Raw genomic sequence first — 19,612 nt, 5'->3', positions numbered from 1 at the left:
ACCTGCCCAAAGGTAAAAAATTCGCCCGGAAACCCCTATGCCGTCGAGGATCCCGGCCCGGGCACCACAGCGTGACTTGCCTCGCTTCTTGCCCGGCTATTACCTTGGAAAACGTAGATGGCACGCGCTTGAGCAGCGCTTTGACGTAAGAACCCGCGCGTTGCCGATGTATTGCCGAGACCGCGCCCGCATGCGCAAGTCCGCAGGAATGCGGCGCGGCCGCCGAATCCGCTTCCAGGCGGAACCGGGAACCCACGTTTCTCTGGGGTGAATCGGACGCTCTTTACCCATGAGCGACCGTAGGGCACTTCCACGCCCGAACCCGTCAGCTAACCCGGTAGGCGGCATGGAAGCAAGGAGCAAACCCCAAGCATGGTCAAGCACATCCTCGAACGCCTGCCCAAGCACGCCGCCCGCCAGGCCGTGACCGCGGCCGTGGCCCTGGGCGCCGCGTTCGCCGGCACCTCGGCCCTCCCGGTCGCGGCCGCGACGGCCACGCCGGCCCAGCCGCAGCCCGCCGCGCAGCAGCAGAGCCCGGCCACCGCCGTGACCGCGCAGAGGATCCTCCAGGTCGCCGAGTCGCAGATCGGCGTCAAGGAGAACGCCGCCGGCGGCGGCACCAAGTTCCACCAGTGGTACATGTCCTCGCCGCGTGCGGCCGAGACCCTCGCCCGCGACGGCGGCGGCACGCCCGAGCTGTACGCCAACGCCCCGTGGTGCGCGATGTTCGTGTCCTGGGTCGGCGAGCAGGCCGGCGCCCGGTCCACCGTCGGCTGGGACGCCTACACCGTCACCCACGCCCAGTGGTTCAAGGACAACGGCCGCTGGGGCACCGAGGCCAAGCCCGGCAGCGTCGTCTTCTTCGACTGGGGCGGCAGCAAGAGCATCAGCGCCGTCGACCACGTCGGCCTGGTGAAGAAGGACAACGGTGACGGCACGATCACCACGATCGAAGGCAACACCGGCAACGGCATGGTCGAGGAGCGCATCCGGCCCGTCTCGCAGGTGACCGGCTACGGCTACCCCGAGTACAAGGCCGCCTGAGCGGCCCGGCCGCGCTGACGCACCCGGCGATCCGGTCAGGTCTTTCCTGACCGGATCGCCGTCGTCCGCAGGCCCGAGGTGACGTCCGGACCCGCTCTTGACGACGGCTTGGCGTGCCCGGCGACGCCTCCCGGGGAAACCCAGGAGGTGAAAGCACGTGCGACATGACGACGGTGCGCTATCAGCAGGACCCGGCGAAGATCAGAAGGTCGCCGCTCAGCGGGCGGCGGCTGCAACTGCGCCACGGTGAGGGTGACAAGCGGCGCCTGACCAGCTTGCAAGGACTGTCGGCGCTGTCGCTGGACGCCCTCAGCTCGGTCGCCTACGGGCCGGAGGCAGCCGCGCTCGTCCTGGCCGGGGCCGGGGCCGCCGCCGTGGCGCTGACCCTGCCGATCACGATCGCCATCGCGGTCCTGCTGCTGATCCTCGTCTTCTCCTACCGGCAGGTCATCGCCGCCCACCCCGACGGCGGCGGCTCGTACGGGGTCGCCAAGGAGGAGCTGGGCCGCCGGGCGAGCCTGCTGGCCGCCGCGGCCCTGGTCGTGGACTACGTGCTGACCATCGCGGTCAGCCTCGCGGCGGCTGCCGCCAACCTGGCCTCGGCGTTCCCCGTGCTGCGGCCGTACCTGGTGGAGACCTGTCTGGCCGGGGTGGTGCTGCTGACGGTCATCAACCTGTTCGGGGTGTCCGACAGCGCGCGGTTCCTCATGGTGCCCATGGCACTGTTCGTGCTGTCGGTCCTCGGCGTCGTGGTGGTCGGCCTGGCGCGGTCCGGGCCCGCCGCCACGGTCGGGACGCCGGAGCAGATCGTCGCCACCGAGGCGCTGACCGTGATGCTCCTCCTGCGGGCCTTCTCCTCCGGCTGCTCCTCGCTGACCGGGATCGAGGCCATCGCCAACGGCGTGCCCATGTTCCGCAAGCCGCGCGTCAAGCGCGCCCAGCGCACCGAGCTGATGCTCGGCGTGCTGCTCGCCACCCTGCTCGTCGGCCTGGCCGTGCTCATCCGCAGGGACCAGGTGGTGCCCCGCGAGGGCGTCACCATCCTGGCCCAGCTCGTGGCGGGCTCGTACGGGACCGGCTGGGCGTTCTACGCGACCAACGTCGTGGTCGCGCTCGGCCTCGGCCTGGCCGCCAACACCAGCTTCGGCGGCCTGCCGGTCCTGCTGAGCCTGCTGGCCAAGGACCGGCGGCTGCCCTCGCTGTTCGCGCTGCGCACCGAACGGCCCGTCTACCGGTACGGCGTCGCGGCGGCGGGGCTGCTGGCCGCCCTGCTGCTGATCGCGGTGGACGGCGACACCCAGCGGCTCATCCCCATGTTCGCCATCGGCGTCTTCATCGGGTTCACCGTGAGCCAGGGCGGCATGGTCAAGCACTGGCGCCGGCTGCGCCCGCCCGCCTGGCGGCGCGACGCGCTGCTCAACGGCACGGGGGCGGTGCTCACCTCCGTGGCCGCGCTGGTGCTGCTGGTGTCGAAGTTCACCGAGGGCGCCTGGGCGGTCGCCGTCGTCATCCCGGTGCTCATGCTCCTGTTCACCCGGATCGAGCGCTACTACGGGGAGGTGGCCGCCGAGCTGGAGATCGGCGCCGTGCCGGTCAGGCCCGCGCGGCCGCCCGCCGCCGTCCATCCCGGCAAGAAGATCATCATTCCCGTGACCGGGATCGACGCCGCGACCGAACGGAGCGTGAGCGCCGCCATGGCACTCGGCGGCGAGATCGTGCTCGTGTCGGTCCGCTTCACCGAGGAGTCGCGGCGCTCACTGCGGGAGGACTGGGCCCGGTGGGATCCCGGGGTCCCGCTGGAGATCATCGTCAACCCCGCCCGAACGGTGATCCACCCGCTGCTCGACTACATCCGCCGGGCGGACGAATCGGGCAACTGGACCATCGTCCTCATCCCCATCCTGGAACCCCGGCACTTCCGCTTCCGGATCCTGCACAACCAGCGGGGCAGCCTGCTGGCCGCCGCGCTGAGGGAGCGGTCCGACGTGCCCGTCTGCCTCCTGCCGTTCCATCTCGGCCCGTGACCCCGGGTTACCGGCCGGATCACCGGGCACGGGAAGCGCATGGTCGTCACTTCCACTCCGCGCCGCTGGGTCGCGCTGCCGGTCTTCCTGGTGGTCGTGGCGCTGGTCGCCGTCCTCGGGTCGCTGTCCGCGTCAGACTCCGCCGCCGAGTACCTGTCGCTGCGGCGCCCGGCGTGGGCGCCGCCGCAGTGGCTGTTCGGGCCCGCCTGGACGGTGCTGTACATCCTGATCGCCGTGGCCGGCTGGCTCACCTGGACGGCACGCGGCTGGTCGCCCGCGATGACCCTCTACGCGATCCAGCTGGTCCTCAACGCCGCCTGGACCCCGCTGTTCTTCGCCGCCGGCTGGTACGGCGTCGCCTTCGCCGAGATCTGCCTGCTGTGGGTCACGATCGCGGCGACCATCGCCGCGATGTGGCGGATCAGGCGGCCGGCCGCGCTGCTGATGGCGCCCTACCTGCTCTGGGTCACCTACGCGGGCGCGCTCAACTTCGCCATCTGGCAGCTCAACTGAGCGGGCCCGCGTCCCCCGCCGCAGGTCAGACGAACGCGCCGTGGCCGGTGATCGCGCGGCCGACGATCAGGCTGTTGATCTCGCGCGTTCCCTCGTACGAGTAGATGGCCTCGGAGTCGGCCACGAACCGGCCCATGCCGTAGTCGAGCACGATCCCGTTGCCGGCCATGATCTCCCGGCCCCAGCCGACCGCCTCCCGCATCCGCGCCGTGCAGTAGGCCTTGGCCATCGCCGAGTGCTCGTCCCGATAGACGCCGGCGTCCTGCAACTGGGCCAGCCGGACCACCATGCCGAGCGAGCTGGTGACATTGCCGAGCATGCGCACCAGCAGGTCCTGGACGAGCTGGAACGCCCCGATCGGGCGGCCGAACTGCTCCCGCTCCCCGGCGTACTCGAGCGCCCGCTCATAGGCGCCCATCATGCACCCCACCGCCTGCCACGCCACGCCGCCCCGGGTCTGCCGCAGGATCTTGGACGTGTCGCGGAAGCCGCGCGCCCCGGTCAGCCGGTTCGCCTCGGGGACGCGGCAGTCGGTCAGCGTGATGTCGGCGTTCTGGACCGTACGGAGCGCGATCTTGTTCTCGATCTTGGTGGCCTCGAACCCGGGCGTGTCCTTCTCCACGACGAAGCCCTTCACCTGGCCGTCGGCCTCGTCCTTGGCCCAGACCACGACCAGGTCGGCGAAGGTGGCGTTGCCGATCCACCGCTTGGCGCCGTTGAGCACCCACATATCGCCCTCGCGCCTGGCCGTGGTGCGCAGCCCGGCCGCCACGTCGGAGCCGCCCTCAGGCTCCGTCAGCGCGAACGCGCCGATCTGCTCCATCGCCGCCATCGGCGGCAGCCACCGCTCCCGCTGCTCGTCCGAGCCGAGCCCGGCGATGCTGCCCATGGCCAGCCCGCTGTGCACGCCGAAGAACGTGCCCATGGACGGATCCACCCGGTTCATCTCCAGCACGATGAAACCGGTCAGCAGGCTACTGGCGCCCCGGTGCTGCAGCCCCGCCACGTCCAGCTTCGCCATCTCCGGCACCACGTGGTGCGGGAAGCTCGCCTTGGTCCACGCCTCGTCCGCGATCGGCGCGATCTTCTCGGTCATGAACGCGCGCACCCGCTGGACGACCTGCCTCTCCTCCTCGTCCAGCAGGTCGGCGTAGTCGTAGAAGTCGCCGCTCGCGTTCATGCGCCCAGGTCCCTGGCCATGGTGTCCAGCCGGGCGGCGAGCGAGTCCAGCTCGTGGTCGCCGGTCACGTGCTTCACCTCGCGGCGGCGCGCGAGCACCAGGCCGCCCTGCCGGTCGGCCTCCTCCTCCGGCATCACGACGCACTCTCCCCTGATGAGCACGAGGGCGGCGTCCGGGTCGGGCGCGTCGACGAGTTGGCGTACAGCTGTGCGGTCGATGAGTCGCATACGCCCACGACTGCCCAGGTGAACCCCCTCAAAACGGATCTTGGGGCTCGTGGGGCGCCCGGGAAATTCTTGGCTTGCCTACGGCGATGACTCGTGCAACCGCCGGACGCGCCGCCCCGGCCCGTGGCACCCGGCGGCCTACTGTCCTAGCGACCGGCCATGACCGCACCGGCGGAGGGGGACCCATGTCGGGCAGTGACGTCCGCGGACTGCTCCATCCCCTCCTGCTGCTGCTCATCTGCGAGCGCCCCGGACACGGGTACGACCTGATCGAGCGGCTGGCGCGGCTGGGGGCGTCCGACGCCGAGCCCGGCCAGGTCTACCGCACGCTCCGCTCGCTCGAACGCGCGGGCCACCTGGCGTCCGCCTGGGTCGCCTCCGAGGCGGGACCGGCGCGCAGGCGATACGAGCTGACCACCGGCGGCATGGCCGAACTGCAGGCGTGGATGCGGCGGCTGGCCGAGGTCCGCCAGCTGCTGGAGACCTGCCTGACCAGATGGACGCGGATCAGCCAGGAGCCGGGCGGCCACGGGCCCCCGGCCGAGGAGGCCTCGGCCCCACGTGAGCCGTTCCCGGCCGTGCGGGAGGGGTCCGCGACCGAATGGGAGGAGGCGTCATGGGCGAAGACCCGACACTGACCGCCGGGCCCACCGTGTCCCCGGCGTCCCCGGCGTCCCCGGCGTCCCCGGCGTCCCCGGCGTCCGCTGTGTCCGCTGTGTCCGACGCGTTCGAGCGGCGGACGGGGCCGGCGGGCGCCATCGGCGAGGACGCCGAGCGGATCGTCCGCGCCTGCCAGGACATGGCGGAGCGGTTCCGCGCGGGCGGCAAGCTGCTGGTGTTCGGCACCGGCGGGTCGGTGGCCGACGCGCAGCACGTCGCCGTCGAGTTCGCGCACCCGGTCATCGTGGGCAAACCGGCGCTCCCGGCCCTCGCGCTGACCACCGACATGGCCGTGGCCACGGGGATCGCCCGCACCCAGGGGCTGGACGGCGTCTTCGCGGCCCAGCTGCGGCTGCTGGCCTCACCCCGTGACATCGCGCTCGGGCTGTCGGCCGGCGGCGACTGCGCCGGCGTGCGCAACGGCCTCGCGGCGGCGCGCGAGCTGGGGCTGCTCACGGTGGCGCTCACCGGCGGGCGGGACGCGGCCGAGGCGGACCACGTGCTGGCCGCCCGCTCCGACGACCCGCTGATCGTCAAGGAGGTGCACGTGACGATGTACCACGTGCTGTGGGAGCTGGTGCACGTCTTCCACGAGCTGGAGGCGGTCCGATGACGGAGCCGTGCCACGACGAGGTCTGCGTCACATGCTCCGACGCGGCGGTGCCGGTGCGCGTCCTGCGGCTGCTGGAGGACGGGATGGCCCTGGTGGAGACGGAGTCGGGCCCGGAGGAGGTCAGCGTGGCGCTGGTGGACGCGCGGCCCGGCGACATCGTCCTGGTACACGCCAAGGAAGCCATCGCGACCACCCCGTACGGCCGGCCGAGCGGGGAGAAGCCTTGAGCGGGGAGAAGCCTTGAGCGGGGAGAAGCCTTGAGCGGGGAGAAGCCTTGAGCGGGGACAGTCGTGAGCACGGTCGGTGAGCCGGGCGGGATCGAGGCGCTCTACCCGTTTCTCGCACCGGCGCCCGCCGACCGGGAGGCCGTCGTCGCCGACCTGTGCGCGTCCACCCGGAGGAAGGCCGCCGAGATCGTCGCGCTGCGCCGGTCGCTGGTGGCCCTGCACGCCGAACGCCTGGTGACGTGCGCGCGGGCGATGGCGGCGGCCTTCGACGCGGGGGCCCGGCTGTTCGCCTTCGGCAACGGCGGGAGCAGCACGGACGCCCAGGCCGTCGCCCAGGTGTTCGCCGCGCCGCCGGAGCCGGCGCGCGCCGTCGCGGCGGTGCCGCTCGCCCAGGACGTGGCGCTGCTCACGGCCCTTTCGAACGACGTCGGGTACGACCTGGTCTTCGCCAGGCAACTGGCCGCGCTCGGCCGTCGCGGCGACGTGGCCGTGGGGCTGTCCACCAGTGGAGGCTCGGCCAACGTGCTCAACGCGATGGCGGAGGCGTCCAGGCGTGGCCTGCTCACCGTCGGACTCGCCGGCTACGACGGCGGGCCGATGGCGCAGGAGGGCCGGGTCGCGTACCTGTTCGTGGTGCCGTCGGTGTCCGTGCACCGCATCCAGGAGGCCCAGATCACCCTCTGCCACGTGCTGTGGGAACTGACCCAGCGGGTGCTGACCGGCGAGATGTGACGGCCATGTCCGGTACGGGGGCGCGCCGGATCCGGGTGCGGGTCGAGGGGCTGGTGCAGGGGGTGGGATTCCGGCCGTTCGTGTGCGGGCTGGCCGGGGCGCACGGGGTGTCGGGGTTCGTCGGCAACGACCCCGGCGGGGTGTTCATCGAGGCGGAGGGCGAGTCGGCGAGGCTGGAGGCGTTCACCGCCGGACTGACCGCCCAGGCGCCGCCGCTCGCCCTGGTCGAGCGCGTATCGGTGGAGCCGGTCGAGCCGGTGGGCGAGTCCGATTTCCGCATCGTCCCCAGCCGCCGCGCCACCGGGGACGGTACGTGGAGGGCTCCGGGCGGGGATCTGCTCGGCGGTGCGCGGGCGTTCTCGGTGGGGGATCTCTCGGTCGCGTCGGTGTCGCCGGACGCGGGGACGTGTGCCGCCTGTCTGCGGGAGTCGCGTGATCCCGGTGACCGCCGGTATCGGTATCCGTTCGCCAACTGCACCGGCTGCGGGCCGAGGTTCACCATCGTCACGGGCGTGCCGTACGACCGGTGCGCGACGACGATGGCGGACTTCGAGATGTGCGGCGCGTGCGCGCGGGAGTACGGCGATCCCGGTGACCGGCGCTTCCACGCCCAGCCGGTCTGCTGCCCGGCGTGCGGGCCCGTGCTGCGCGCCCTCGGCGCGGACGGCCGGGTGGAGGCCGGGGATCCGGTCGAGACGGCGGCCCGCTGGCTGGAGGCGGGCCGGGTCGTGGCGATCAAAGGGCTGGGCGGCTACCACCTGGCGGTCCTGGCCGCCGACGGACCGGCCGTGGCCGCGCTCCGGGCCCGCAAGCGCCGCGAGAGCCGCCCGTTCGCCGTGCTCGCGCCGGACGCGGCGGCCGCCCGGACGCTGGTCCACCTGGACCCGGCCGCCGAACGGCTGCTCACCGGCACGCGCCGCCCGATCGTGCTGGCCCCGCGCCGCGGCGACGCCCCGGTGGCCGACGCCGTGGCGCCCGGGGCCCGCGACCTCGGGGTGATGCTGCCGTACACGCCGCTGCACCACCTGCTCGCCGACCGGCTGGCCGCGCCGTACGTGCTGACCAGCGGCAACCTCACCGACGAGCCGATCGCGTACCGCGACGAGGAGGCGCTGCGGCGGCTGGCGGGCGTCGCCGACGGGTTCCTCGTGCATGACCGGCGGATCGAGGCGCCTGCCGACGACTCGCTGGTGCGGGTCTTCCGCGGCCGGGAGCTGGTCCTGCGCCGGTCGCGCGGGTACGCGCCGGCCCCCGTCGGCGTGCCGTGGCCGTTCCCCCGGCCGGTGCTCGCCTGCGGCGCCCAGCTCAAGAACACCTTCTGCGTCGCCAGAGGGACCCAGGCGTTCCTGTCGCAGCACCTCGGCGACCTGGAGAGCCACGAGACCCTGCGCTGCTTCGCCGAGAGCGTCGAGCACTTCTGCCGGCTCTTCGGCGTCCGCCCGGCCGTGGTCGCCCACGACCTGCACCCGGAGTACCTGTCCACCGCGTACGCGCGCGACCGCGAGGGCGTGGACCTGATCGGGGTGCAGCACCACCACGCGCACGTCGCCTCCTGCCTGGCCGAGCACGGCCACGGCGGGCCCGTCATCGGGGTGGCGTTCGACGGGCTCGGCCTGGGCGAGGACGGCACGCTGTGGGGCGGGGAGGTGCTCGTCGCCGACCTGGTCTCCTACCGGCGGGTGGCGCACCTGGAGACGGTGCCGATGCCGGGCGGCGCGGCGGCGGTGCGGCAGCCGTGGCGGATGGCGGCGGCCTGGCTGGACCGCGTCCACGGTGACGCGCCGCCGTGCCTGCCGGTGGCCGAGCGGCATCGGGAGCAGTGGCCGGTGGTCGTCCGGATGGCGCGCACCGGGCTGAACTCCCCGCTCACCTCCAGCGCCGGGCGGCTGTTCGACGCGGTCGCGGCGGTCGCCGGGGTCCGTGACGTGATCAGTTACGAGGGGCAGGCGGCGGCCGAGCTGGAGGCCCGGGTGGATCCGGGCGAACAGGGCGCGTACCCGGCCCGGCTGATCGAGGGCGAGCCGCTGGTCATCGCGGCCGGCGACCTGGTCCGGGCCGCGGCCGAGGACGTCGCGGCCGGGACGGACGCGGGACGGATCGCCGCGCGGTTCCACCGTGGACTGGCAGCGGCGGTGGTCCGCGCGGTGCGGGTGGTGGGCGAAGGGACCGGCCTGCGGACGGTGGCGCTGTCCGGCGGCGTCTTCCAGAACACGGTCCTGCTGGAGGCCGTGGTGTCCGGCCTGGAACGGGAGCGGTTCCAGGTGCTGGTCCACTCCCGGGTCCCGCCGGGCGACGGCGGCATCGCCCTCGGCCAGGCGGTCGTCGCCGCGGCGAACGACCGCCGTTGACCGGCCCCGTACGGGTCAGCAGATGCGTGGGAGCGGGTCGCCGACCAGGAGATCCACGATCCTGGTGCCGCCGAACGCGGTGTTGAGCAGCACCATTCCCGGCGGTCCCGGCTCGATCGAGCCCACCACCGCCGCGCCCTCGCCCACCGGGTGCCGGCGCAGCGCCGCCACCGCGGCCTCGGCGTGGTCACCGTCGACCACGGCCACGAACCTGCCCTCGCACGCCACGTACAGCGGGTCCAGGCCGAGCAGCTCGCAGGCCCCGCTCACGACCGGGCGCACCGGGACCGCGCGCTCGTCGACGGTCACGGCCACCCCGGCGCCGCGGGCGATCTCGTTCAGGACGGTCGCGACCCCGCCCCTGGTGGCGTCGCGCATCATCCGCACCGGGACGGCGTCGAGGAGCGCGGCGACGGCGTCGTGCAGGGGCGCGGTGTCGGAGGTCAGGTCGGCCTCGATGTCCAGGTCGCCGCGGGCGATCATGACGGTGATGCCGTGCTCGCCGATCGGCCCCGACACGATCACCGCGTCCCCGGGCCGGACCTGCGACTCGCCCAGTGTGATCGGCCGTTCCAGCGCTCCGACGCCGGCCGTGGTCACGTAGCAGCCGTCGGCCTTGCCGCGCTGGACCACCTTGGTGTCGCCGGTCACCACCCGGACGCCGGCCCGCCCGGCCGCGGCCGCCATCGAGGCGGCGATCCGGCGCAGGTCGGCGATCGGGAACCCCTCCTCCAGGACGAACGCCGCCGACAGGTACATCGGCCTGGCCCCGCAGACGGCCAGGTCGTTGACGGTCCCGTTGACGGCGAGGTCGCCGATGTCGCCACCGGGGAAGAACAGCGGCGAGACCACGTACGCGTCGGTCGTGAGGACCAGCCGGCCGGTGCCGAGGTCGAGGGTGGCGCCGTCGTCGAGCGGCTGGAGCTCCGGGCTGCGGAAGGCGTCGACGAAGACGGCCTCGATCAGCGTCCGCGACGCCTTGCCGCCCGCGCCGTGCGCCAGCGTCACCCGCTCCTCGGTGATCTTCGGGTTGCGGCGGCGGGCGCGTTCGATCCGCTCCAGCACCTGCTCCTCGCGGGACGCCGGCTCGTGCCCCGCCGCCTCCGCCAGCGCCCGCTCGGCCCACTCCGCCGTGTGCACGCCCCGGTCGCCCGTGCTCCGGTTGCCCGTGCTCTGGTCGCCTGTGCTCTGGTCGCCCGTGCTCTGGTCGCCTGTGCTCCGGTCGTTCACGGCCGTCGTCCCAGGGCCAGTGGCACGGGTTCGCGGCGGCGGGTGAAGCGGCCGAAGTTGTAGTAGGCGGCGCAGGCGCCCTCGGACGACACCATGCAGGTGCCGATGGGCGTCTCGGGCGTGCAGGCGGTGCCGAAGACCTTGCACTCCCACGGCTTCAGCACGCCTTTCAGCACCTCGCCGCACTGGCACGCCTTCGGGTCGGCGACCCGTACCCCCGGGACGGGGAAGCGCCTCTCGGCGTCGTAGGCCGCGTACTCCTCGCGCATCCGCAGCGCGGAGTGCGCGATGAAGCCCAGCCCGCGCCATTCGAAGTGCGGCCGGAGCTCCATCACCCGCGAGATCGCCGACAGCGCCCGGGGGTTGCCGTCCCACGGCACCACCCGGGTGTACTGGTTCTCGACCTCGGCCCGGCCCTCGGCGAGCTGCCGCAGCAGCATGTACACCGACTGCAGGACGTCCAGCGGCTCGAACCCGGCGCACACCAGCGGCCTGCCGTAGTCGCGGGAGATGAAGGAGTACGGCCGGCAGCCGATGACGGTGGAGACGTGGCCGGGTCCGATGAAGCCGTCCAGCCGCAGGTCGGGCGAGTCCAGGATGGCCTTGATGGCCGGGATGATCGTCACGTGGTTGCAGAAGACGGCGAAGTTCCCGATGCCCTCGTCGGCGGCCCGCAGCACGGTCATCGCCGTGGACGGGGCGGTGGTCTCGAAGCCGATGGCCATGAAGACGACCGTGCGGTCCGGGTTCTGCCGGGCGATCTTGAGCGCGTCCAGCGGCGAGTACACCATGCGGATGTCCGCCCCCGCGGCCTTGGCGTCGAAGAACGAGCCCTGACCGCCCGGCACCCGCATCATGTCGCCGAAGGACGTCATGATCACCCCGGGTTCGCGGGCGATCGCGACGGCGTCGTCCACCCGGCCCATCGGGATGACGCAGACCGGGCAGCCGGGGCCGTGGACCAGCGACACCGGCTCGGGCAGGTAGTCCTCCAGCCCGTGCTTGTAGATCGTGTGCGTGTGGCCGCCGCACACCTCCATGAACGTGTAGCGCCGTCCGGGCTCGCACAGCTCCCGGATCCGCGCCGCCAGCTTCCTGGCCTCGCCCGCGTCGCGGTACTCATCGACGAACCGCACTGCCCCCGCCTCTCAGGTGATGTCCGATTCCGCGAGCGCTTCGAGCTCGTCGGTGTACGCCTGTCCCAGACCGCGCAGGAGCGCGAGCGTGGCCGCCGCCTCACGCTCGTCGATCTTGGACATGGCGAAGCCGACGTGCACGAGCACCCAGTCGCCGGGACGGATGCCGTCCTGGCTGACCAGCCCGACGTTGATGGCCCGCCGGACGCCCGCGACCTCGACCTTGGCGAGTTCGGGCTGTCCGGGGATGAGTTCGACGATCTCGCCGGGAATGCCCAGGCACATCGGCCGCCTCGCTCCTCTCACATTCTTCGCATAGTGATGTAGCGCTTCATGGCCGGCAGTTCCCGCCAGACCATCGCGATGACCGCGGCCCCGGTGAACAGGGCCAGGAACTTGGCTGATCGCCTCATGTCTCCACCTCCTCTCGGTCTACGGCGGGGAGAGGTTCGGCATGCTGGGCGAGATCGGGTTCTCCTTGCCGGGGCGCACGCCGGTGGAGCGCCGCGCGTCGGCGGTGTCGTCCTTGTGGTGGCCCACCTGATGGCGGTACGCGCCCTTCGCGTTGCCCTGCCGTACGCCCTTGACGTGCGAGGGCGTGTCGGGCGCCACGTCGGGCCTGCCCACGCGGATCCGTGCCATGTCGTCCTCCTCATCTGTCGAGTTCGGCGAAGAAAGCCGCGATCCGGTCCCAGAGCAGCTGGCCGCCGGACATGCCCGTCCATTCCTGGCGCACCAGGGCGACGAGCCGGTGACAGTCGTCGATCGGCAGGAGCCAGCGCTCGTCCAGGCCGCGCACGATCGCGACCAGGAAGCCCTCCACCGCCGTCCGCATCGACCGCAGCTCCTCGTACCGGCTGGTGAGCCGCTCCCACGCGGCGGGGTCCACCTCCCAGCGGGTGGCGCCCATCGGGCTCGGGTAGTGGGCCACGACCGTGCCGTCGGACCGGCGGACGAAGAAGGCGAGCCCCACCGGCACGCCCAGCTCGGACGGCGGCGGCCCGGTGAGGCGGACCCGCCGGTGCGGTACCAGCCGGAACCGGCCGGGCCCCGCCTCGCCCGGCCCCGCCTCGCCCGGCTCGAACAGCAGCGCGCAGGCGCGGCAGGCGCAGAGCACCAGGTCCTTGCGCTCCTCCAGCAGATGAGCGTGCTCGGCCGGGAGCGGGTCGCCGCACAGCTCGCACGGTTCGGCGGCCCGCCGCCGCCGGGCGACCGGCCGGTTGATCACCCGGCCGAGCGCGCTCGCGGTGACGGCGTCGGTCACGGGGCCGCCCTGGAGGTGGCGGGCCGCCGCGAGAGCGTGTCGAGCGGGATGAACGCCGCCCCGGGACCGCTCGCCGGAGCCTTGCCCGGGGGGACGCCGTGCAGCGCGAACAGGTGCGCCAGCAGGATGTCGTCCGCCAGCGCCGAGGCGAGCTCGGGGGAGGCGGCGGTGGCGCGGTCCATGACGCGGGCCAGCGCCTCCCCGTACACCGCGGCGAGCGTGGCGACCGCGTCGAGCGCCGTCTCCGCCGTGGGCCCGGAGGTCGCCTCCAGCTCGCTGAGCAGCTCCTCCAGCAGCTCCAGGTTCCCGGCGACGGCGCGCTCGTCCAGCCTCGGCCTGTCAGTCATGGCCGCCGCCGAACATGGGCGAGTGCAGTTTGCGCAGCGTGCGGCCCTTACCGAGGTACATGTGCACGCCGCAGGGCAGGCACGGGTCGAAGCTGCGGACCGTGCGCATGATGTCGACGCCCTTGAAGTTCTCCGGCCCGTTCTCCTCGAAGATCGGCATGTCCTGCACGGCGTCCTCGTACGGCCCCGGGGTGCCGAAGCGGTCGCGCGGGCTGCCGTTCCACGGGGTGGGCGGGTACGGGTGATAGTTGGCGATCTTGCCCTTCTCGATCACCAGGTGGTGCGACAGCACGCCGCGCACCGCCTCGTGGAAGCCGACGCCGATCGCCTGGTCGGGCACGTCGAAGTCCTGGAACACCTTGGTGTCGCCGCCGTGCACCCGCTCCAGCGCCCGCTCGACGAACCACACCGCCATGGCGGCGGCGTAGGCCACGAAGTACACCCGGGCCCGGTTGCGCTCCAGGGCGTTGGACCACGGCGGGATCCGCCACTCCAGCGTCATCTCCGGCAGGCTCGGCCCCTTGGGCAGGTTGATCTGCACGCTCGAACCCGTCGACTTCACGTACGGCGTGTCCACGAGGCCGGCCAGTGCCGTGGTGTAGAGCCGCGCGAACGCGCCGCCGCCGGTGTCCAGCGGCAGGTGGTCGCCGGTGCGCTGGTCGAACCAGCGCGGGCTCATCACCCAGCTGTAGTTGCCGTCGAAGTCCCGCTTCTGCGGGGCGGGCAGCGTGGTCTGGTTCCACGGGTGGCGCATGTCCACCGGGTTGCCGAGCGGATCGTGGGTGACGAACGGTTTCTCGTTCACCCAGTCGTCGTAGTAGGAGCTGCCCAGCAGGATGCGGATGCCGAGGTTGATGTCCACCAGGTTGGTGGTGATCAGCTCGCCGTCGACGACGATGCCGGGGGTGACGTACATCGCCTTGCCCCACTCGTTCATCGTCTCGTAGCGGTAGTCGACCACCTCGGGGTCCTGGAACGCCCCCCAGCAGCCCAGCAGCACCCGGCGCCGGCCGACCTCCTCGTAGCCGGGCAGGGCCTGGTAGAAGAAGTCGAAGACGTCGTCGTTGAGCGCGACGGCCTTCTTGACGAAGTCGATGATGGTGATCAGCCGCGACAGGTAGTCGGTGAAGATCGTCGGCGACGGCATCGTGCCGACGCCGCCCGGATAGACCGTCGACGGGTGCACGTGCCTGCCCTCCATCAGGCAGAACATCTCCCTGGTGACGCGGCTGACGGTCAGCGCCTCCTTGTAGACGTCGCCCTCGAACGGGTTGAACGCCTCCATGATGTCGGCGATCGTGCGCTTGCCGTGGACGCGGGCGTTCGGCGCCTCGGTGGTCGTGGCCCGGCGCAGGACGCTCGGGTTGGTGCTCTTGACCATCGCCTCGCAGAAGTCGACGAACACCATGTTGTCCTGGAACAGCGTGTGGTCGAACATGTACTCGGCCGCCTCACCGAGGTTCATGATCCACTCGGCGAGCTTCGGGGTCTTGATCCCGTACGCCATGTTCTGCGCGTAGACCGAGCACGTCGTGTGGTTGTCTCCGCAGATGCCGCAGATGCGGCTGGTGATGAACCCGGAGTCGCGCGGGTCCTTGCCCTTCATGAACACCGAGTAGCCGCGGAACAGCGAGGACGTGCTGTGGCACTCCACCACGCGCTGGTTCTCGAAGTCGATCTTGGTGTAGATGCCGAGGTTGCCGATGATCCTGGTGATCGGATCCCAGGACATCTCGACGAGCTGACCCGGCTTGGGCGTGGCTCTCTCCTGCTGTTCGATGGCCATCCGCCGTGTTCCCCTCTCTCGTGCGCGCCGACGGCTCTACGGGCGCCAGCGCGGGTCGTAGCCGCTGGTCAGCGCCTCACGGTTGTGCCGCCACCGGGGTTCCCTGTTGGCGGTGTGGTTGGTGATGCCGCGCATCCGGCGGATGAACGCGCCGTACGGCTTGATCAACGTCGAGGACAGGCTGCTGCCGGGCGGCATGTCCATGAAGGGCATGAACTTGTCCGGGAACCCCGGCATGGTGCAGGCGATGCAGATGCCGCCCACGTTCGGGCAGCCGCCGATGCCGCGCATCCACCCGCGCTTGGGCACGTTGCAGTTCACCACCGGGCCCCAGCAGCCCACCTTCACCTGGCACTTCGGCGAGTTGTAGTCGTGCGCGAAGTCGGCCTGCTCGTAGTACGCGCCCCGGTCGCAGCCCTCGTGGACCGTCTTGCCGAACAGCCACTGCGGCCGCAGCATCTCGTCCAGCGGAGGCGGCGGCGCGCTGCCGGCGGCGTGGTAGAGCACCCAGGTCAGGGTCTCCATGAAGTTGTCCGGCTGGACCGGGCAGCCGGGCACGTTCACGATCGGCAGCCCACCGGCCGACCGGAAGTCCCAGCCCAGGTAGTCGGCCAGGCCCATGCAGCCGGTCGGGTTGCCGGCCATCGCGTGGATGCCGCCGTAGGTGGCGCAGGTGCCGATGGCGACGACCGCCCACGCGCGCGGGGCGAGCCGGTCGATCCAGGTGTTCAGGGTCAGCGGCTGACCGGTCTCCGGGTCGTTGCCGAACGACGTCCAGTAGCCGTCGCCGTTGATGTTCTCGTTCGGGATGGAGCCCTCGATGACGAGCATGAACGGCTCCAGCTCGCCCCGGGCGGCGGCCCGGAACGGAGCCAGGTAGTCCTCGCCGCCGAGACTGGGCGACAGCACCTTGTTGTGCAGGTGGACCTTGGGCAGCCCGGGAACGGTGCCGTTGACCACGTCCTCGATCGAGGGCTGGGTCGCCGCGGTGACGGAGACGGTGTCGCCGTCGCAGCTCATGCCCTCGGATATCCACAGGATGTGCATCTCGTCGTAGCCGGCGGCCCGGCCGCCCCGCTGCTGCGTCTGTGTCATGCGCGCACCTCGCTGGACTCGCTGGACTCGCTGGACTCGGTGGTGAGAACGGCAGGCTGATAGGTGATCGACTCGATGACGACTCCGGTGTCGCCGGCGATCTCCACGTCGACGCCGCCGCAGCGCGGGCAGGCGACGAGCGCGAGCGCGTCGGCCGCGGGCGTCCTGGCGCCGCAGTCGCGGCAGCTCACCGCGGGCGGCTCGGTGACCAGCTCGATCCGCGCGTCCTGGGCCGGGGTCCCGGCCGCGGCCACGCGCAGGCCCTGCTCGACGACCTGCGGATCGGGCCGGTGCCCGGCGAAGGCGGCGCGGACGCGTACCGCGGCCACCTGCCGTCCCTCGGCCCGGCGCAGGACCGCCTCGACGATCTCGTCGCACATACTCGTCTCATGCATCAGCGCGCTCCCTGTCGGATTGTCGGTACGTCTCGTCACGGGCCAGCGCCGTCACCGCGGCGACGGTGCTCTCGACGGCGGCGGCGACCGGCTCCGACAGGCCCATGACCTCGTCGACGACCTGGGGCCGGCAGCCCACCAGCAGCACTCTCGGCACGCCGCCGCCCAGCTTGCCGAGCAGGTCGAGGACCGCCTGGGGATGCATGCCGTGCCCGTTCACGGGCGGCAGGGCGTCCGGCGCCGGCTCGTCGTCGATCTCCAGCACGGCGACGGTGCCCGGCGGGCCGTCGAGCTCGACCGCGTCCACCATGATCAGCGTGTCGTACGCGCCGCCGAGCAGCTCGTAGGCCAGGTGGACGCCGCGGATGCCGTAGTCGGCCACCACCACCGACCCGGGCACGGCCGAGGGGTCCATCCGCCGGACCACCTCGACGCCGAACCCGTCGTCGCCCAGGAACACGTTGCCGATCCCGGCCACCAGCACCCGGTTCACGCGGGCTCACCGTCCAGCGGCCCGTCCAGCGTCTCGGCCAGCGGCTCGTCCAGCGGCTCGGTCAGCGGCCCGTCCAGCGGCTCGGTCTCCTCGGGCGCGAAGTACCGGTACCGGCCGTACCACTGGTTCAGCTCGGCCGCCGGGTCGTCCTCCAGCGTCACGGCGAGATGGCGGGCGCCGTCGACGTCCAGCAGCACCGCCTCCACCAGGGCCGTCCTGCCGTCGAGGAACATGTCCTGCGGGTCTGAGCCGCGCAGCCGGGGCCGCAGCCGCACCCGGCTGCCCTTGCGCACCAGCGTCCCGCCCACCTCGACCGCGTCCGTCGCCGGCGAGACGGACGCGTCCGCCTCCGGATGCCACCAGGGCGCCGGACCGGCGGGCCGCGGGTTCCGGGCGGCGCCGTGCAGGCGGGCCAGGTCCTCCGGGGTCATCGCCTCGACCCGGTCGAGGATCGCGGCGGCGCGCGGGTCCGTGGCACGCGCCTCGCGCTTCTCCGTGTCGGTGAGCGTCAGCGTGCGCAGCGACAGGATCTCGTCGATCTCCGCCGCGTCGTGCAGGTCACCGGGGCTCTCCGGCGCGATCCGCGGGTTGTCGTAGAGCAGGATCGGCGACGACAGGACCACCTGGTCGCCGCTCAGCACCGGGTACGTGTGCGCGTTGACACAGCCACGGGCCGCCTCCCGCGCCCAGTCCGGGGGTTCGAGCAGCGAGACGAACCGGCCGCCGGGCACGGTCAGCAACGTGTGACAGGCGATCAACGCGTGCCGGAGCGCCTCTTCCCTGGGCGTCTCCGGCGACGGCCCCCCACCGGCGTTCTCGAGCCGCACCCGTAGCCTGAACAGGGCGCTCCCGTCCGGCGCCGCACCTTCGCAGGTCGTCAGCGACAGCCTCGCCCGCGCCCGCAGCGGCCACTCGCGCCAGCGCGTCCGCCCGGCCGAGCCGGGCAGCGGGCTCACCGTCTCGAAGCCGGGAACCCGCAGGTCGAGCTGCTTCTCACCGGCCCGCAACTCCGCCACGGAGGCTCGGACGTCGAGCTCGCGCGGGACCGCCTCGTCGAAGCTCAGCGCCTCGCCGACCCGGTCCGCCTCCCGGTGGCCGCCGTCCGGCAGCCGCTCCTCGGGCGTACGGCGACGCACCTGTAGGAAGCGCACCCGGCCGCGCACGACGGCGTCGGCGGGCGCGACGAGCAGGCACTCGGTCTGCTGCCACCACGACTCGGCGGAGCCCGCGACCCCGCCGCCCTCCAGCCCGTGCGCCCTGGCCCACGGCTCCGGCAGCAGCACGCCGAACTGCCACCGGACCTGGTTCTTCGGCGAGGAACGGCGATAGGGATACAGCAGGTAGCCCTCGTACAGAACGGCGTCCGCCACCGCCAGCGCAGCCCGGAAACCGGGCACGGCGTCGATGCCGTTCGCGTCCACGGCGGATGGCCCCTTCCTGTCCCAGGTCGTACGTGACTCTTTCGGTATTGCCACGCCGTCCCTGGACAAGTAGGTGGATCGCGCCCCTAGGTGCCGTCCTCACCTAGCGGTTCTTGGTGAGGCATCCCCGGGGGAACCGGGGCTCGCGCGAGGTGAGCCCCTGCCGTACCAACAGGATTTGCCCGCCGCTTTGCCGCACTCCTAGCCGCGCGCCGGCTCGAAGTGCAGCCCGACGATCCCGCAGTCGAACGATCGCGAGCCGACCAGGCGGAGCCGCTGGTAGGCCCCCGCGGGGAACACCGGCATGCCACCGCCGGTCGCGGTCGGGTTCACGAACAGGTGGAACTCGTCGATCAGACCCGCGGCGATCAGGTTCGACACCAGCGTGCCGCCGCCGTACACGATCAGGTCACCGCCGGGCTGGGCCTTCAGCCGGTTGACGATCTCGGTCAGGTCGCCGCCGGCCACGGTGACGTTCTCCCACGGCGACTCGGTGAGGGTGTTGGAGACGACGACCTTGGGGGTTCGGTTCATCCAGTCGATCGACTCCTGGTCCTCGCCCTCCGGCTGGGACGCCCAGGCCGGGATGAAGCCCTCGGCCAGCTTGCGGCCCAGCACGATCAGATCGACCGACTTCGTGAGCGCGTTGACGTGCTCGCTGAGGTCGTCGCTCCACTGGCCGGCCAACCAGTCCATGGCGCCGTCCGGACCGGCCATGAAGCCGTCGACGGTGACCTGGACCTGGAGCTTGAGGGTGCGCATGAGGTGTCCTTTCGGGGTTTCCGTGGTTCCCAGGATGGCCCGGCGCCCTTACGGCCTTCTTACGCTCTCCTTCCGCCCCGCGCCGGGGCGTGAGCTCGACGCCTGGATGTCCCGG

Annotated in this window: 23 protein-coding genes and 1 riboswitch; of the genes, 8 read left to right on the top strand and 15 right to left on the bottom strand. The window is 72.3% G+C overall.

Features of this window, described 5'->3' with window-relative positions; genetic code table 11:
* Positions 1-210 precede the first annotated feature (210 nt).
* Positions 211-359, top strand: a riboswitch (cyclic di-AMP (ydaO/yuaA leader).
* Positions 360-372: 13 nt separating this feature from the next.
* From OUY22_RS02045 to OUY22_RS02035, 3 genes are all read left to right on the top strand, one after another.
* Positions 373-1,044, top strand: coding sequence for a CHAP domain-containing protein (locus tag OUY22_RS02045; protein ID WP_270152962.1), 672 nt, complete (start codon positions 373-375; stop codon positions 1,042-1,044).
* Positions 1,045-1,208: 164 nt separating this feature from the next.
* Complete coding sequence (locus OUY22_RS02040; protein WP_270152961.1) at positions 1,209-3,068, top strand: APC family permease; 1,860 nt, start codon at positions 1,209-1,211, stop codon at positions 3,066-3,068.
* Positions 3,069-3,107: 39 nt separating this feature from the next.
* Positions 3,108-3,581 carry a TspO/MBR family protein gene (locus tag OUY22_RS02035; protein ID WP_270152960.1) on the top strand — a complete coding sequence of 158 codons (474 nt, stop codon included), beginning with the start codon at positions 3,108-3,110 and terminating at the stop codon, positions 3,579-3,581.
* A 25-nt stretch (positions 3,582-3,606) separates the two neighbouring features.
* On the opposite strand, the gene OUY22_RS02030 is transcribed toward OUY22_RS02035, so the two are convergent.
* Complete coding sequence (locus tag OUY22_RS02030; RefSeq protein WP_270152959.1) at positions 3,607-4,761, bottom strand: acyl-CoA dehydrogenase family protein; 1,155 nt, start codon at positions 4,759-4,761, stop codon at positions 3,607-3,609.
* A complete protein-coding gene (locus OUY22_RS02025) occupies positions 4,758-4,988 on the bottom strand; it encodes a hypothetical protein (protein WP_270152958.1) in 231 nt (76 codons plus the stop codon). Before OUY22_RS02025 ends, OUY22_RS02030 begins: the two co-directional genes overlap by 4 nt.
* A 185-nt stretch (positions 4,989-5,173) precedes the next feature.
* Between OUY22_RS02025 and OUY22_RS02020 the strand changes: the two genes are divergently transcribed.
* From OUY22_RS02020 to hypF, 5 genes are all read left to right on the top strand, one after another.
* Positions 5,174-5,626, top strand: coding sequence for a PadR family transcriptional regulator (locus OUY22_RS02020; protein ID WP_270152957.1), 453 nt, complete (start codon positions 5,174-5,176; stop codon positions 5,624-5,626).
* Between the two features lie 77 nt (positions 5,627-5,703).
* The gene (locus OUY22_RS02015; RefSeq protein ID WP_270152956.1) at positions 5,704-6,261 is read left to right on the top strand and encodes a D-sedoheptulose-7-phosphate isomerase; all 558 of its coding nucleotides are present in this window, start codon (positions 5,704-5,706) and stop codon (positions 6,259-6,261) included.
* Positions 6,258-6,488 carry a HypC/HybG/HupF family hydrogenase formation chaperone gene (locus tag OUY22_RS02010; RefSeq protein WP_270152955.1) on the top strand — a complete coding sequence of 77 codons (231 nt, stop codon included), beginning with the start codon at positions 6,258-6,260 and terminating at the stop codon, positions 6,486-6,488. Before OUY22_RS02015 ends, OUY22_RS02010 begins: the two co-directional genes overlap by 4 nt.
* Before the next feature lie 63 nt (positions 6,489-6,551).
* Positions 6,552-7,220 (top strand): D-sedoheptulose-7-phosphate isomerase, encoded by a 669-nt coding sequence (locus OUY22_RS02005; RefSeq protein WP_270152954.1) that lies wholly within the window; start codon positions 6,552-6,554, stop codon positions 7,218-7,220.
* Positions 7,221-7,225: 5 nt separating this feature from the next.
* Positions 7,226-9,568, top strand: a complete 2,343-nt coding sequence (hypF, locus tag OUY22_RS02000; RefSeq protein WP_270152953.1) for a carbamoyltransferase HypF — start codon at positions 7,226-7,228, stop codon at positions 9,566-9,568.
* 15 nt (positions 9,569-9,583) lie between these two features.
* Here hypF and hypE read toward each other — a convergent pair whose 3' ends face one another.
* The 13 genes from hypE to OUY22_RS01940 all read right to left on the bottom strand — a co-directional run bounded on the left by hypE (position 9,584) and on the right by OUY22_RS01940 (position 19,497).
* Complete coding sequence (hypE, locus tag OUY22_RS01995) at positions 9,584-10,798, bottom strand: hydrogenase expression/formation protein HypE (RefSeq protein ID WP_270152952.1); 1,215 nt, start codon at positions 10,796-10,798, stop codon at positions 9,584-9,586.
* Positions 10,795-11,934 carry a hydrogenase formation protein HypD gene (gene hypD / locus OUY22_RS01990; RefSeq protein ID WP_270152951.1) on the bottom strand — a complete coding sequence of 380 codons (1,140 nt, stop codon included), beginning with the start codon at positions 11,932-11,934 and terminating at the stop codon, positions 10,795-10,797. Before hypD ends, hypE begins: the two co-directional genes overlap by 4 nt.
* Positions 11,935-11,946: 12 nt before the next feature.
* On the bottom strand, positions 11,947-12,219 hold the full coding sequence (locus tag OUY22_RS01985; protein WP_270152950.1) for a HypC/HybG/HupF family hydrogenase formation chaperone: 273 nt from the start codon (positions 12,217-12,219) through the stop codon (positions 11,947-11,949).
* Positions 12,220-12,236: 17 nt separating this feature from the next.
* Complete coding sequence (locus OUY22_RS36845) at positions 12,237-12,347, bottom strand: DUF6893 family small protein (protein ID WP_408638092.1); 111 nt, start codon at positions 12,345-12,347, stop codon at positions 12,237-12,239.
* A 19-nt stretch (positions 12,348-12,366) separates the two neighbouring features.
* Positions 12,367-12,576: a hypothetical protein gene (locus tag OUY22_RS01980; protein WP_270152949.1), complete on the bottom strand. Its 210-nt coding sequence runs from the start codon at positions 12,574-12,576 to the stop codon at positions 12,367-12,369.
* A 10-nt stretch (positions 12,577-12,586) separates the two neighbouring features.
* Positions 12,587-13,198, bottom strand: coding sequence for a DUF5947 family protein (locus OUY22_RS01975; protein ID WP_270152948.1), 612 nt, complete (start codon positions 13,196-13,198; stop codon positions 12,587-12,589).
* Positions 13,195-13,545: a hypothetical protein gene (locus OUY22_RS01970; protein ID WP_270152947.1), complete on the bottom strand. Its 351-nt coding sequence runs from the start codon at positions 13,543-13,545 to the stop codon at positions 13,195-13,197. The genes OUY22_RS01975 and OUY22_RS01970 overlap by 4 nt, the downstream gene beginning before the upstream one ends.
* Positions 13,538-15,331, bottom strand: coding sequence for a nickel-dependent hydrogenase large subunit (locus OUY22_RS01965; RefSeq protein WP_270152946.1), 1,794 nt, complete (start codon positions 15,329-15,331; stop codon positions 13,538-13,540). The genes OUY22_RS01970 and OUY22_RS01965 overlap by 8 nt, the downstream gene beginning before the upstream one ends.
* A gap of 36 nt (positions 15,332-15,367) precedes the next feature.
* The gene (locus tag OUY22_RS01960; protein WP_270152945.1) at positions 15,368-16,426 is read right to left on the bottom strand and encodes an NADH-quinone oxidoreductase subunit B family protein; all 1,059 of its coding nucleotides are present in this window, start codon (positions 16,424-16,426) and stop codon (positions 15,368-15,370) included.
* Positions 16,423-16,821, bottom strand: coding sequence for a hydrogenase maturation nickel metallochaperone HypA (locus tag OUY22_RS01955; protein ID WP_270152944.1), 399 nt, complete (start codon positions 16,819-16,821; stop codon positions 16,423-16,425). The genes OUY22_RS01960 and OUY22_RS01955 overlap by 4 nt, the downstream gene beginning before the upstream one ends.
* Positions 16,814-17,314 carry a hydrogenase maturation protease gene (locus OUY22_RS01950; protein WP_270152943.1) on the bottom strand — a complete coding sequence of 167 codons (501 nt, stop codon included), beginning with the start codon at positions 17,312-17,314 and terminating at the stop codon, positions 16,814-16,816. Before OUY22_RS01950 ends, OUY22_RS01955 begins: the two co-directional genes overlap by 8 nt.
* Positions 17,311-18,735, bottom strand: coding sequence for a hypothetical protein (locus tag OUY22_RS01945; RefSeq protein WP_270152942.1), 1,425 nt, complete (start codon positions 18,733-18,735; stop codon positions 17,311-17,313). Before OUY22_RS01945 ends, OUY22_RS01950 begins: the two co-directional genes overlap by 4 nt.
* Positions 18,736-18,936: 201 nt before the next feature.
* Entirely contained in the window at positions 18,937-19,497 is a 561-nt protein-coding gene (locus OUY22_RS01940; RefSeq protein WP_270152941.1) for a dihydrofolate reductase family protein, read from the bottom strand.
* Positions 19,498-19,612: the final 115 nt, after the last annotated feature.

It is taken from the genome of Nonomuraea corallina (assembly GCF_027620315.1).
Lineage (GTDB): Bacteria > Actinomycetota > Actinomycetes > Streptosporangiales > Streptosporangiaceae > Nonomuraea > Nonomuraea corallina.
The sequence above is the reverse complement of the archived record's forward strand: the minus strand, read 5'-3'. Positions and strand labels throughout refer to the sequence as shown.